Raw genomic sequence first — 11,537 nt, forward strand, 5'->3', positions numbered from 1 at the left:
AAACAGCCCAACCACTCCCGCATGCTCGGTGATGCGGCGCACTCGCTCGATGGAATCCATCAGCAATAGCTCACCCAGACGCTTGCCCTGATAGCGACGATCAACAGCCAGACGACCCAGTCGCACGCCAGGAATCAGGCGCGGCAACTTACTGCGACGTTGCCCCATGAGCGACCGCGCATCCACTTCGGTCAAGGTCAACGCGTAGTAGGCGTAGATCTGCGTGGGCTGATTCTCCAGAGTAGCGACGAACGTCCTGGACAGACCCTTGTCCTGATGCTGCCGGGCAATGCTTCGTAGCCAGTCATTCAGCTCCGCACGACCGCAGTCAAAATTCTGTCTGTTATGGTTGCCAGCTAAAGGAGTTATCAGCATCGGCGCGTTTGGCCTTCTGGTAGTGCTTCATGGCTGCCTTGATCCGCGGATTCGGCTTGAATGGACGGTCGAGCAGATCGAGCAGACGTTCGAAGTCGCGCCGTGACAATCGAATGGTCTGCTCGCGTTCGATCACGGCCTGAGCTTCCTTCAAGGCCGACTGAACCAGAAACTGGTTCACCGTCGCGCCTGTGAGTTCGGCGGCTCGGGTCAAGGTTTCATAAACATCGGGTGGCACACGCGCACCGATGCGTTCCTGTTTGGCTGTGGAAGTTGTCATGGCGGTATCTCAATGGCTCCAGAGCCATAGCGTATCACTGTCGCCAAAATGGCGCCATCGTAGACTGTGGTGGAAAGCATCCGGATTCGTCGTTTTTGCAATCACGCGAATTTGCCTTCCGTGGAAGCGTCGTAAAAGGCGATTCCCTGATCGCAACAAACCTATGCGCCCAGCAGTCTTCTTGTGAGCAATGCGGTAGACCGATCGGGTTGCATCAACTTGCCAGCGTGAATGCGATGTCTTCGCCGGCACGAAGCGGCACGATGTGATCGTCACCAAACGGCAGTTCTTGCGGAACCCGCTGCGCGCGCCGTTGCAAAACAAGTTGGTCCGTGTTTCGCGGCAGTCGGTAGAAATCTGCGCCATGGTGGCTGGCAAATGCTTCGAGCCGGTCGAGTCGGCCTACCGAGTCAAAAGCCTCGGCATAGAGTTCCATCGCGGCATGCGCGGTGTAGATACCCGCGCAACCGCACGCGGACTCTTTGGCATGTCGTGCATGGGGAGCGCTGTCGGTGCCGAGAAAAAATTTCGGGTTGCCTCCGGTTGCTGCATCCAGCAAGGCCTGTCGGTGAATTTCCCGCTTCAGGACTGGCAAGCAGTAGTGGTGTGGTCGAATGCCGCCGGTAAACAAATGATTGCGATTGAGCAGCAAGTGATGGGCGGTGATGGTCGCAGCAATTCGCTCGGAGCTTCGTTCAACAAACTCCACTGCGTGTCGGGTTGTGATGTGTTCAAGCACGACGCGCAGCTCAGGAAATTCCTGAAGAGTTGGCTTGAGCCGGGTTTCAATAAACGTGTGTTCGCGATCGAATATGTCGATGCTGGGATCGGTGACCTCGCCATGCATCAGGAGTGGCAGGTCATGCGTGGCCATGGCGGCAAGGGTGGCTTTGCAACGCGCCAAATCACGCACGCCCGCATCGGAATGCGTGGTCGCGCCGGCAGGGTAGTACTTGACTGCGTGGATGAACCCACTGGCCTTGGCATCGGCGATGTCAGCGGGCGATGTCGTTTCAGTCAGGTAAAGCGTCATCAGCGGTTCGAAGTGCATGCCTTTCGGCAAGGCGGCGAGGATCCGCTCACGGTAAGCGCCGGCCAATGCAACATTTGTCACCGGCGGCACGAGATTGGGCATGACAATCGCGCGGGAAAATTGGCGTGCCGTATCGGACAATACGGCGGCCAGCGCAACGCCATCCCGCAGATGCAAGTGCCAGTCATCCGGACGGGTGATCGACAGGTGGTCAGGTTGTGTTGGCACGTGTCACTTCCTTCGTTCGTATTGGCGAAAACAGGTGTATTCGACGGCGACGTCGCGTCGGAGATGATCGGTAATCCCCCGTTGTGTTGCAACAGAGAGAATCCGGAACACGACCAATTTCCGCCGAACTCGAGGCGACATCGCGCATCCGCACAGCAAAAGGGCCACCTTGCGGCAGCCCTTTGCTTTGTATGGTGGAGGTGGCGGGAGTTGAACCCGCGTCCGAAGGCGATTGACGCCCAGTACTACATGCTTAGCTCACTGTTCGATCTCGTCTTCCGGCAGTACAGCGTGCGAAACGCACCGGTCGACCAGTCTGAAAAGTTTCGCCCTTCATTCGTCAGACGGCGAAATCAGGCTATCTCATGATAATGACGGTACATCCACGAGCATGAGCACAAGTGGGTTCCCGGCTTACGCCTTAAGCGGCGAGTGCGTAGTTGTCGTCGTTGGCAACTAAAAGTTTGCTACTGGATTAACGAGGAAAGTCGCCCCCTCGGCATGCACCAAGCTATCTCACTACCCCCGTCGAAGCCATGACACCCCCGGGGAACCGAATGCTAGCACGAGGCTGGCATTGAAGATCAGATCGGGATGATTTTGGCGAGTTCAAGGGCGCGTCGGTCAATCGAGCATCGCGGTCCGCCTGTTGATGAAAAACGAGAAGAACAGCCAGAAAAAGCCGATGAGTACCGCACCTAGCGCGGACAGGGTCAGGGCCGAGGTCAGATTCGCTTTCAGATCGGCGTTGCCTGCGAGCAATTCCTCGCGTTGCGACTGGTCCGGATCGAAATTGGCGTAGGCGACCGCAATGGTGCTGCCGATTTCGACATCATCGGCGCGATATTGCGGAACAGGGAAGTTCTTGCTGTAAGTCTTTCCGTCGACTTCGAAGCTGTATTTGAAGCGTGCCAGTTGCCGTGTCGGCGGAGTCACTTCATCGAGGGCGACCGTTGCCTGAACGATCGAATGATCTTTGAGGATGGACTGGGCGTGCAAGGTGCTGGATATGGCCGTGTAGCCCATCACGATGACGACGGACGGGAAAACCAGCGCCCACCACAGCAACGTATGTCCGCGACGGATCTTCGCGCCGAGGCTCAGGGAATTCCAGGATGATGCCATTGTATCTACCGATTTGTGGTCATGAGGGTGTTCTTGATTCTGTACTTTATCTTCTTGCTGTATCAACATACAAAGTGACAGATGGATCAAGGAGTTGCAGGAACATGCTGGAGATCAAGGGTCGGGCGAACATTTTCTTGACCTGGGTGGTCGGCGGGGTCGTCATTGCCTTGACGGGGTTGGCATTTCGCGACTCGTTGATGGATGGCGGTTTTCCGTGGCGCGCATTGCCGCCCGGCCTGGTGATTGCGGGAGCAATATGTGCCGGCCTTGGAATCTGGAAGGCATTGGACATGCAACCGGTGGTCGTCGTTGACGCGCGGGGTTTCGTCGATCGCACCTCATTGCCGCATCGAGCCTTCATCTGGAGCGAGATAGAGGGCTTCCGCCTGGTCCCGGAAGGTGCCAGGAATCCGAAGTTTCTGGCCATTGATCTGGCTGATCCCGAAAAGGTGATCAGCAGGGCGTTGTACGGAACGACGACGATGCTCGAAAGTTTCCACGGGCAATTCGGCACGCCCTGCGTGATCGTGTTGCGAACGCTGGAGATCGAACCGAACAACTTGATCGAGCGACTCAAGAGCTGTCTGAAACAACACAAGCGCTGAGTCTCGTGCAGGCGAGCAATCTCGGTTTACCGATGCGATTTCGCTCGAAATCATGAGCGACAGGTCCTGATGAGCCGATTTTCCGCCAATTTACGCAATGCAGAGTCAGGGGGTGAATCAAACGCCCGGATGACAGTAATTGCAGGGACGTCGGCAGGGAAGGCGACAAGGAGCGAGAGTCTGTCATTCGGGCACTTTCACCGATGCCTTTTCGAGTCAAACCATGCGGACTGCGACAAGCATCAACGCATGCTCAGTTTGACCGGGATTTCGAGGAACTCGCCGGTATCCGATGCCGCGTTGATCAGGGATCGAACTCGGGCTTCAGTGTTTGCCTTCAGGCTTTGTCCAGCGAGCCAGCGTTCGCGCTCTTCTTCGGGAAGAGCAAGGACCTTTTCAAGAATTCCTATCACTTCAATTTCCAGTTGAAGCTCCATGGCGTTCTTGATCATGAGGTACCTCCCGCAATGGTTGATTGCTGAATCGACCAGGCCGCAATTCAGTTGCAGGGGGCGCAATGCGAGCTAAACTCGTCATATGGATGCACCGGTAACTGAATGGCTGTCGGCCTGGCGAGAAGGCGATTCCGCGGCGCGGGATCGTCTTGTCCATGTTTTGTATCCGGAGTTGCGCCGGATTGCCGGTCAGGTATTCCGCCGCGAGCGAGCCGATCACACCTTGCAGCCCACAGCGCTGGTCAACGAAGCCTGGTTGCGCCTGTCCGGCTCTGCGGCGATAGAGGGTGCGGACCGCAGCCACATCCTTGCTGTTGCAGCGCGTCTGATGCGTGAGATTCTGATCGATCATGCGCGCCGCCGTTCCGCGTCAAAACGTGATGGTGGACAGCGAATTGATCTGACCGAGCTTGATGTCGCCGACGACAGCAACGGCATCGATCTGATCGACCTCGACGTGGCGCTCTCGCGTCTGGAACAGGTGGATCCGATCAAGGCGCGCATTGTCGAACTCCGCTATTTCGGTGGCATGAACCTGGAAGAGACCGCAGAAACGGTTGATCTCTCGGTGGCAACGGTCAAGCGTCACTGGCAGGCGGCACGGATCTGGCTTTTCAACGCCCTCAGCGAAAACACCTCGTAGCGATCCCGGATGCGCGCAGCGATGTCTGCCAACGCTGTAACCGGTTATGCGCAGAAACGCGGGAATTCGGCTCAGTAGCGGACTGATCCGAGTTCGTTAGGTGGGTTCGCGGATGGCAGCCGGGGATTCGCCGGCTGCCATGGTCTGGCTTCAGCGATAATCGCGATGGCAATCGCTGCAGGCGTTCTTGATATCGGTAACCGCCTGCTTGCGGTTCGCGCAGTCAGATTGGCGCGCGAGTTCGACTTTTTCGTGCAGGTTTTTGGCGTATTGATGAAAGACCCGATCCGGCTCGCCATCGTCTGGCATGGCGATGATGATGTCGTTGGATAGCATCGACAGTTTGTCCAGCGCATTGCGGTTGTCGTTGCAGGTGGGAAGTTCCGCCGCCGTTTTGGCCGCGCCAAGTTCATGACCCATGACGTGCATCAACGAATCCGGATAGTGGTCGCGTTTTGAATCAAGAACATTGGATGTGGTGACGGTGGCAATGATGCCGATCAGTAGGCCAAGAACAATGCAGACGGCGTAACGCATCTGTGGATCTCCAGAGTCAGTTGCTGAAATTTGTCGTGAAACACATGCTAACCTCCCGCGCCCCATGAGTACGACTATTCCAGAATCCACCGCGATGGATGAGCGCTTCCGCGGGCTTGATCGGCTCTATGGCGCCGGCAGCAGCGCGTACCTCGCAGAAAGGCATGTCTGTGTCATTGGAATGGGCGGTGTTGGATCATGGGTGGTGGAGGCGCTGGCGCGAAGTGCCATCGGTCATCTGACCCTCATAGATGCCGACGATGTTTGTGTGAGCAATACCAATCGGCAACTGCATGCATTGGCCGGGCAATACGGTCGCGCCAAGGTCGAGGTAATGGCCGAGCGCGCGCAGGCGATCAACCCCGCGATCAGAGTCGAATCGTTTGCCGAATTTCTGACTCCGTCGAATCTTGAGCGGCTGCTCGATCGTGGCTATGACCTGGTTGTCGATTGTTGCGATGCGTTCCGGGTCAAGGTCGAGATGATTGCCTGGTGCCGCCGCCGCAAGTTGCCGCTGATTGTCAGTGGCTCTGCCGGTGGCCGCATCGATCCGACCCTGGTTCGGGTGCGCGATCTTTCGCGCACCGAGCACGATGCCATGCTGGCCCTGATCCGCAAGAAGCTGCGTGAAGAGTTTCGCTTTCCGCGCGGACCCAAGCGCTATTTTGGCGTCCCGGCAATCTACTCGCTGGAGAACGTGCGTTATCCACAAACCGATGGCAGCGTCTGCGGGCAACGGCCGGTGGCCGGTGAAGGGGGTCTCAAACTTGATTGCGGCGCGGGACTCGGCGCGGCTACGCATGTCACCGCGACATTTGCCTTCGTTGCCGTGGCCGCGGCGATTCAGAAGCTGCTGGCAGGAAAGTCCGGGTGACCAAAGGGCTGGGGAACCTGAGCGGAAGTGGTTCCGACCTGCCCAGGAGCGGATTCAATGGCTGGATGGAGCATCCGGCAGATTGAACAATCGTTGCGCGTTGAGTGTGGTTGCTTGAGCAATTTGTTCACACGATTCGCCGCGTAGCTCGGCCACGGTCGACAACACCTCCACGAGCATCGAAGGTTCGTTGCGTCGACCCTGATGCCCGTGCACGGGTTGGTCCGGCGAATCGGTTTCCAGCAGCAGGGTATCGATCGGCATGTCGGCGACGATGCCGCGCAAGCGACTGGCGCGGGGATAGGTCACCGGTCCGCCGATGCCGAGAAGGAAACCCAGCTTCCAGAATGCCTCGGCTTGCTGCTGACTGCCGGAGAAGCTGTGCACAACGCCACGCAGCCCATCGAACTTTCGCAAACAGGAAGCGACTTCGTCGAATGCTCTGCGCGCGTGCACGATTACCGGCAAATCGCGATCTCGTGCGAGTTCGAGCTGGGCGTTGAAGTAGGTGTATTGATTGTCACGATCAAGTCCTGCGACATGGAAATCCAGACCGCATTCACCGATCGCCAGCGGCTTTTCCCGATCAATGATTTCGATCAGATCCTCCAGATGTCGAGGATGGTGTTGATCGAGGAACATCGGATGCAAACCGTAAGCAGGAAACAGTCCCGCATGGGCGTTGCAGACATCGGCCAGGTTTCCCCAGCCCTCGCGGGCGATCGCCGGAACAATTTGTCGCTTGACGCCGACTTGCCGCGCGCGCTCGATCACCGTGGCTCGATCTGCATCGAATGCTTCGGTATCGATATGTGAATGGCTGTCGATCAGCATCGGAGTTTCCGGCAATTCGGTCACTGCGCAACCAGCCAGCTGGCCAGACCGAGGAACATGGCCAGGCTGACGATGTCGGTGGCCTTGGTCAGGAAGATGCTTGAAGCGGTCGCCGGATCGGCGCCGATTCGTTTGAGGATTTGCGGTACGCCAGCACCGACGATTCCGGCAACGCCGCAACTGGCAGCCATCGCCAGCCAGGTGATCACGGCCAGGGTAAGAGCATTCTCATTGCCCTGATTCCAGGCCAGGGCGAACATGGCCAGGCCGCCGAGCACGCCGGTCAGTGATCCGTTGAGCAAACCGAGCCAGAATTCCTTGAGGACAAGCAGCCAGCCGTGGCCAGGCTTGAGGTCACCGAAGGTCATGCCGCGCAGGGTGACCGCCAGCGCCTGGCAGCCTGTGTTGTTGCATTGATCCGACAGCACCGGCAAGAACACGGCCAGCAGGACGATCTGATTGATCGTATCCTGGAATACGCCGACCACGGCGGCAGTGATAAACGTCGCCAGCAAATTGAGCTGCAACCAGGGATGCCGAAAGCGCAGACTTCGCGACCAGGGGGTGCTCAGGCGTTCCTCCTTTTCGACACCGACCATGGAGCCGGCCTGCGCACTGATCTCGAATGCCTGCTCCTCGAAGAGCACGGATCCACGGACCACGCCGATCAACCGACCTTGGGCATCGCAGACCGGATAGACTGGGTAATGACGATGCACGACCTCATGCATGGCATCGATCACATCGGTTTCAGGCCGTAGCGAAAACGGCCGCGGCACCATGATTTCTTCAAGGCGCTGGTCGCCATCGGCAAAAACCATCTCGCGAAACGTGACGACGCCGATGAGCGAATGCGCCGAGTCGACGACGAAAACATAGGTGATCAATGTGCGGGATGCGACCGGACGCAAGCGATCGAGCACATCGGCAACCCGCGCACTCGCGGGAAACGACTCGGGAGCAGGTTCGGTCAGGCGCCCGACCGAACCTTCCGGCCAGTGGCGATAAGCAAGCCAGGTTTCAGTAATATTCTGACCTGCGGCTGAGGCAATGTGCCGGCGTCTCTCCGGCCCGAACCGATCGAGCACGGCGACGCCACGCCCCGGCCCCAGTGACTGGAGCAGACGGACGATCGATTGATCGGGAAGATCCGCGAGGCGACGTGCGGCCGCTTCGGCGTCCATGTCACGTAGTTCGTCGAGCAGCAATGAGTCGTCTTGCATGGCGATCCGTTCCTGGGGAGATCGATGCTAACCGATGCGCATTTGGCGTGGTAGGAAACGGGCCTCTGGCAAGTGATCAAGCTGAACGCTCGCGCAGCAGTTTTGATCGTGTTCATCTGCATGTCGTCACTCTTGTGTGCGTGTTCCGGTATTTGCCGGAGCAGTCGTATCAGAGGAGACGTCATCATGTTGAATCGTTTATTGCTGGCAGGCGTGACAAGTCTGGCTCTTGCAGCCTGTGTCCCCATGCAACCGACGCAGGTGCGCGGGAACTATTATGACCGGGGCTGTGACAGCTGCGGACAGATCATCCAGATATCCTCGATCGGTCAAAGCAGCAATCATCTCGGCGGCGGAACCGTGCTCGGAGCCATCGTGGGTGGCGCGCTTGGCAACCAGGTGGGCAAGGGCGACGGACGCAACGCCGCAACGATTGCCGGAGCCGTCGCTGGCGGTGCCATTGGACATCAGGTGGAGAAGAACAATCGTCAGTCACCTAGCGTCTACCGTATTGTGGTGCGAATGGATCGCGGTGGTACACGCACATACAGACAAGACAATGCTTACCGCATGCGTCGTGGTGATCGGGTTTATATCGACAACGGTTATGTTGTGCCGGCGCGCTGATCCAGCCCGCCTGAAAATCCGGATTGCAAAAAAAGCCGACAAATTGTCGGCTTTTTCTTTTTCATCGCATCATTGGCCGGTCCACTTGCTGTTGCCGCCAGAGCGCCCATATTGTTGTCCAGTCTTGCAAAGCGAATGGAGTGGCCCGTGTCGAAACTCAGCAATTTTCCGATCAGTAGACGTTGGCCCGCCCGATTTCCGCAACGTATCCAGCTCTATTCGTTGAATACGCCAAACGGAGTCAAGGCATCGATCATGCTTGAAGAGACCGGGCTCGACTATGAAGCGCATCGAGTCGACATCACCCTGGGGGAAAGTCATACGGCGGAGTTCCTTTCGCTCAATCCGAATGGAAAGATTCCCGCCATCATTGATCCGGATGGCCCCGGCGGTGAGCCGTTGGCCTTGTTCGAGTCCGGGGCGATTCTCCTCTACCTCGCCGAGAAAACCGGCCGGTTCCTGTCGGATGATCCGGCTTTGCGCTGGGAAACGATCCAGTGGCTCTTCTTCCAGATGGCGTCGATCGGTCCGATGTTTGGACAAGTGGGATACTTCAATAAATTCGGCGGTCGTGAGATTGCCGACAAGCGCCCGCTGCAGCGATACCTCAATGAATCGAAGCGCCTGCTGGGTGTTCTCGATGATCGATTCAAGACCCGGGCGTGGATCATGGGCGAGAAATACTCGATCGCGGATATCGCCACGCTTGGCTGGGTCGACAATCTCGTCACGTTTTACGAAGCACGCGAACTGGTCGAGTTCGACCGCTTCACCAATGTCGCTGAGTGGCTTGCGCGCGGACTGGCCCGACCTGCGGTGAAGCGTGGGCTGGAAATTCCCGCTTCCAACTGAAGATGTTGCCGATCAGCGATCTGCGCGCAGACAGGTATCGTGACGATTGCGCCACTTGATCAACGTTGCCCTAGATCCATCCGCGTCGACGAAACACAATCAGCAAGCCGATCGCCACGCTCGCCATTGAGCCGAGCACGATGAAATAGCTCCAGCGCCATTGCAATTCGGGCATGAATTCGAAGTTCATGCCGTAGATGCCGGCGATAAAGGTCAGCGGCACAAACAACACGGTGACCACGGTCAGCACGCGCATGACATTGTTGAGCCGGTGCGCGGAAACGGAAAGATAGCCGTTGGTCAGATCCGCGGTCATCTCGTATTGCAGCGTTGCCAGGCTGTGCAGTCGTTCGGCCTGTTCGAACAGATCGGTCAACTGGGTGACATGAATGCCGCGTGCCTTCGGATCGTGCGTACGCAGACTGGCAAAGCACTTTTCGTGGTAAGCGCCAATCCGCCGCAAACGCTTGAGCTGACTGCTGAATTCCATGAGCTCGGCGAGCAGGCGATCGCTCGGCCGCTTCAGAATCAGCTCCTCAATCTCTTCGAGACGGGCTTCGATCTTGAGCAGGATTGGCAGGTAGCGATCCAGCAAGCGGCGCAGGATCGCGTAGAGCAGTCGCCAGGCATCAGCCGGCGCAGGTTGCTCGGCATTGGCCAGAGCTGTCTGCACTTCGGAAATGCTTGCCGACGGTTTGGCGTGACGGGTGACGACGAGGTTTCCGCGCCAGAACATGGCCAACTGGATCGTGCCAAATTTGACACTGGTACTGGCGGCGTCGAATCCGCGCATGAGCAGAAAATTCAAGCCATCTTCGAGGATCTCGAATTTTGGTGGGTGGCGATGACGCATGGCGTCTTCAATGGCCAGCTTGTCGAGGCCGAGCTGATCCTGCAGAAATTGCTGGTGCTCGGCGGTTTCATCGCCGACCAGGTCAATCCAGACCAGCCGGCTTGCGCTGACTGAATCGAGCACGAACCGGGAGGGCTCGATCTCGCTGAATTCTTCGCCGGATTTGCCCCACGAACGGATGCTGATCATTGGCGTCTCCCGCTCCGCTAGAACGTCGTCTGCAGCAGGCTCATGAGCGCACCTGTTGCCGCGGAAATCAGCAGGATGAAGATCGGCAGAACAGTGAGGAAGAAGCCCAGCGAGCGTTTTTTCGGCTCCTTGATGTAGCTCGCGTAATAGATCTGCCTTCCGACGAGATAGATCACGATCATCGCGGCAACGAAGATCGGGTTCCAGTAGGAGGATGCGATCCATGTCGACGGAATGAGCATGATCAACATCTCCAGCGTGTTGGTCTGCACACGGTAGAAGCGTTCAAAAACTGGATTTCCCGTTGTCGCGGGTGCGGAAATCCCATAGGTTCCGCGGGCCTTGCCGACGCGAACGGTGAAAAAGATGTACTGGGACAAGGCCAGGACGATCAGCAGATCGACAATTGACATGGGTTACCTCGGAGGTTGATATCGGGGCCGCGATGGCAAGCTTGCGGTGGTGTTGTTGGTTTCCACTCCAGCATACGTGCTCGCAAAGTCAGCGTCTGTATTGCCGGCAGTCGTGGCGGAGATTGTTGATCAGCATTGCTATGTGATGTCCAGGCGCAGGTTGCGCTGGATTGCTTCCTGCCACTCGGGAGCAACATCGGCACTTGCCGCAAACGCGGGCCAGTCGCGTACGGCATCGGTTACCTCGCCGATGATCGTCTCGGCGCGACCACGCTTCATCGAAGCCGATTTTGCGCAGTCGCGGAAATCCTCCAGGCTGAAGTCATCGCGCTTGCCGTTCATCGACATCTGGTGTTTCGAGGTCCACAGGCCTTCCGGGTTGTAGCTG

General features: G+C 57.8%; 15 protein-coding genes, 1 other RNA gene and 1 pseudogene. 5 read left to right on the forward strand and 12 right to left on the reverse strand.

Translation table 11 applies throughout. The features are described from left to right. From VFN25_RS14560 to VFN25_RS14580, 5 genes are all read right to left on the reverse strand, one after another. Positions 1–375: GNAT family N-acetyltransferase (locus tag VFN25_RS14560; protein WP_325143168.1), on the reverse strand; the 375-nt coding region annotated here is incomplete at its 3' end. Beyond that, on the reverse strand, positions 344–655 hold the full coding sequence (locus tag VFN25_RS14565; RefSeq protein ID WP_325143170.1) for a DUF1778 domain-containing protein: 312 nt from the start codon (positions 653–655) through the stop codon (positions 344–346). The genes VFN25_RS14560 and VFN25_RS14565, both read right to left, overlap by 32 nt. Before the next feature lie 214 nt (positions 656–869). Then, a complete protein-coding gene (gene pyrC, locus VFN25_RS14570) occupies positions 870–1,916 on the reverse strand; it encodes a dihydroorotase (protein WP_325143172.1) in 1,047 nt (348 codons plus the stop codon). Positions 1,917–2,108: 192 nt separating this feature from the next. Continuing rightward, positions 2,109–2,463, reverse strand: a transfer-messenger RNA (tmRNA) gene (gene ssrA, locus VFN25_RS14575). Positions 2,464–2,540: 77 nt separating this feature from the next. Continuing rightward, positions 2,541–3,041 (reverse strand): hypothetical protein, encoded by a 501-nt coding sequence (locus VFN25_RS14580; RefSeq protein ID WP_325143174.1) that lies wholly within the window; start codon positions 3,039–3,041, stop codon positions 2,541–2,543. A 104-nt stretch (positions 3,042–3,145) separates the two neighbouring features. Between VFN25_RS14580 and VFN25_RS14585 the strand changes: the two genes are divergently transcribed. Beyond that, positions 3,146–3,649: an STM3941 family protein gene (locus tag VFN25_RS14585; protein WP_325143176.1), complete on the forward strand. Its 504-nt coding sequence runs from the start codon at positions 3,146–3,148 to the stop codon at positions 3,647–3,649. Between the two features lie 242 nt (positions 3,650–3,891). On the opposite strand, the gene VFN25_RS14590 is transcribed toward VFN25_RS14585, so the two are convergent. Next, positions 3,892–4,101 carry a hypothetical protein gene (locus tag VFN25_RS14590; RefSeq protein ID WP_325143177.1) on the reverse strand — a complete coding sequence of 70 codons (210 nt, stop codon included), beginning with the start codon at positions 4,099–4,101 and terminating at the stop codon, positions 3,892–3,894. 85 nt (positions 4,102–4,186) lie between these two features. Between VFN25_RS14590 and VFN25_RS14595 the strand changes: the two genes are divergently transcribed. Then, on the forward strand, positions 4,187–4,747 hold the full coding sequence (locus VFN25_RS14595) for a sigma-70 family RNA polymerase sigma factor (protein WP_325143179.1): 561 nt from the start codon (positions 4,187–4,189) through the stop codon (positions 4,745–4,747). A gap of 150 nt (positions 4,748–4,897) precedes the next feature. On the opposite strand, the gene VFN25_RS14600 is transcribed toward VFN25_RS14595, so the two are convergent. Continuing rightward, positions 4,898–5,284 carry a hypothetical protein gene (locus VFN25_RS14600; protein ID WP_325143182.1) on the reverse strand — a complete coding sequence of 129 codons (387 nt, stop codon included), beginning with the start codon at positions 5,282–5,284 and terminating at the stop codon, positions 4,898–4,900. Positions 5,285–5,348: 64 nt separating this feature from the next. On the opposite strand from VFN25_RS14600, the gene tcdA reads away from it, so the two are divergent. Beyond that, positions 5,349–6,158, forward strand: coding sequence for a tRNA cyclic N6-threonylcarbamoyladenosine(37) synthase TcdA (gene tcdA / locus VFN25_RS14605; RefSeq protein ID WP_325143184.1), 810 nt, complete (start codon positions 5,349–5,351; stop codon positions 6,156–6,158). Between the two features lie 54 nt (positions 6,159–6,212). Here tcdA and VFN25_RS14610 read toward each other — a convergent pair whose 3' ends face one another. Further along, positions 6,213–6,992, reverse strand: coding sequence for a TatD family hydrolase (locus VFN25_RS14610; protein WP_325143186.1), 780 nt, complete (start codon positions 6,990–6,992; stop codon positions 6,213–6,215). Positions 6,993–7,012: 20 nt separating this feature from the next. Further along, positions 7,013–8,215 (reverse strand): magnesium transporter, encoded by a 1,203-nt coding sequence (locus VFN25_RS14615; RefSeq protein WP_325143188.1) that lies wholly within the window; start codon positions 8,213–8,215, stop codon positions 7,013–7,015. A 186-nt stretch (positions 8,216–8,401) separates the two neighbouring features. Here VFN25_RS14615 and VFN25_RS14620 point away from each other — a divergent pair, with 186 nt between their 5' ends. Further along, positions 8,402–8,842: a glycine zipper 2TM domain-containing protein gene (locus tag VFN25_RS14620; protein WP_325143190.1), complete on the forward strand. Its 441-nt coding sequence runs from the start codon at positions 8,402–8,404 to the stop codon at positions 8,840–8,842. A 147-nt stretch (positions 8,843–8,989) separates the two neighbouring features. After that, complete coding sequence (locus VFN25_RS14625) at positions 8,990–9,694, forward strand: glutathione S-transferase N-terminal domain-containing protein (protein ID WP_325143192.1); 705 nt, start codon at positions 8,990–8,992, stop codon at positions 9,692–9,694. Positions 9,695–9,764: 70 nt separating this feature from the next. Here the strand turns inward: VFN25_RS14625 and corA are convergent, their stop codons facing one another. The 3 genes and pseudogenes from corA to VFN25_RS14640 all read right to left on the reverse strand — a co-directional run. Then, entirely contained in the window at positions 9,765–10,736 is a 972-nt protein-coding gene (gene corA / locus VFN25_RS14630) for a magnesium/cobalt transporter CorA (RefSeq protein WP_325143194.1), read from the reverse strand. A gap of 17 nt (positions 10,737–10,753) precedes the next feature. Further along, positions 10,754–11,149, reverse strand: coding sequence for an MAPEG family protein (locus VFN25_RS14635; protein ID WP_325143195.1), 396 nt, complete (start codon positions 11,147–11,149; stop codon positions 10,754–10,756). 138 nt (positions 11,150–11,287) lie between these two features. Further along, a pseudogene (locus VFN25_RS14640) lies at positions 11,288–11,537 on the reverse strand (type II toxin-antitoxin system HipA family toxin); the annotation flags it as partial.

It is taken from the genome of Dokdonella sp. (assembly GCF_035703485.1).
Lineage (GTDB): Bacteria > Pseudomonadota > Gammaproteobacteria > Xanthomonadales > Rhodanobacteraceae > Dokdonella.

Excerpts from the sequence above, each read along its gene's own strand:
- VFN25_RS14565 (WP_325143170.1), bottom strand. The coding sequence starts at position 655 with ATGACAACTTCCACAGCCAAACAGGAACGCATCGGTGCGCGTGTGCCA.
- VFN25_RS14580 (WP_325143174.1), bottom strand. The coding sequence starts at position 3,041 with ATGGCATCATCCTGGAATTCCCTGAGCCTCGGCGCGAAGATCCGTCGC.
- VFN25_RS14585 (WP_325143176.1), top strand. The coding sequence starts at position 3,146 with ATGCTGGAGATCAAGGGTCGGGCGAACATTTTCTTGACCTGGGTGGTC.
- VFN25_RS14590 (WP_325143177.1), bottom strand. The coding sequence starts at position 4,101 with ATGATCAAGAACGCCATGGAGCTTCAACTGGAAATTGAAGTGATAGGA.
- VFN25_RS14595 (WP_325143179.1), top strand. The coding sequence starts at position 4,187 with ATGGATGCACCGGTAACTGAATGGCTGTCGGCCTGGCGAGAAGGCGAT.
- VFN25_RS14600 (WP_325143182.1), bottom strand. The coding sequence starts at position 5,284 with ATGCGTTACGCCGTCTGCATTGTTCTTGGCCTACTGATCGGCATCATT.
- tcdA (WP_325143184.1), top strand. The coding sequence starts at position 5,349 with ATGAGTACGACTATTCCAGAATCCACCGCGATGGATGAGCGCTTCCGC.
- VFN25_RS14610 (WP_325143186.1), bottom strand. The coding sequence starts at position 6,992 with ATGCTGATCGACAGCCATTCACATATCGATACCGAAGCATTCGATGCA.
- VFN25_RS14615 (WP_325143188.1), bottom strand. The coding sequence starts at position 8,215 with ATGCAAGACGACTCATTGCTGCTCGACGAACTACGTGACATGGACGCC.
- VFN25_RS14620 (WP_325143190.1), top strand. The coding sequence starts at position 8,402 with ATGTTGAATCGTTTATTGCTGGCAGGCGTGACAAGTCTGGCTCTTGCA.
- corA (WP_325143194.1), bottom strand. The coding sequence starts at position 10,736 with ATGATCAGCATCCGTTCGTGGGGCAAATCCGGCGAAGAATTCAGCGAG.
- VFN25_RS14635 (WP_325143195.1), bottom strand. The coding sequence starts at position 11,149 with ATGTCAATTGTCGATCTGCTGATCGTCCTGGCCTTGTCCCAGTACATC.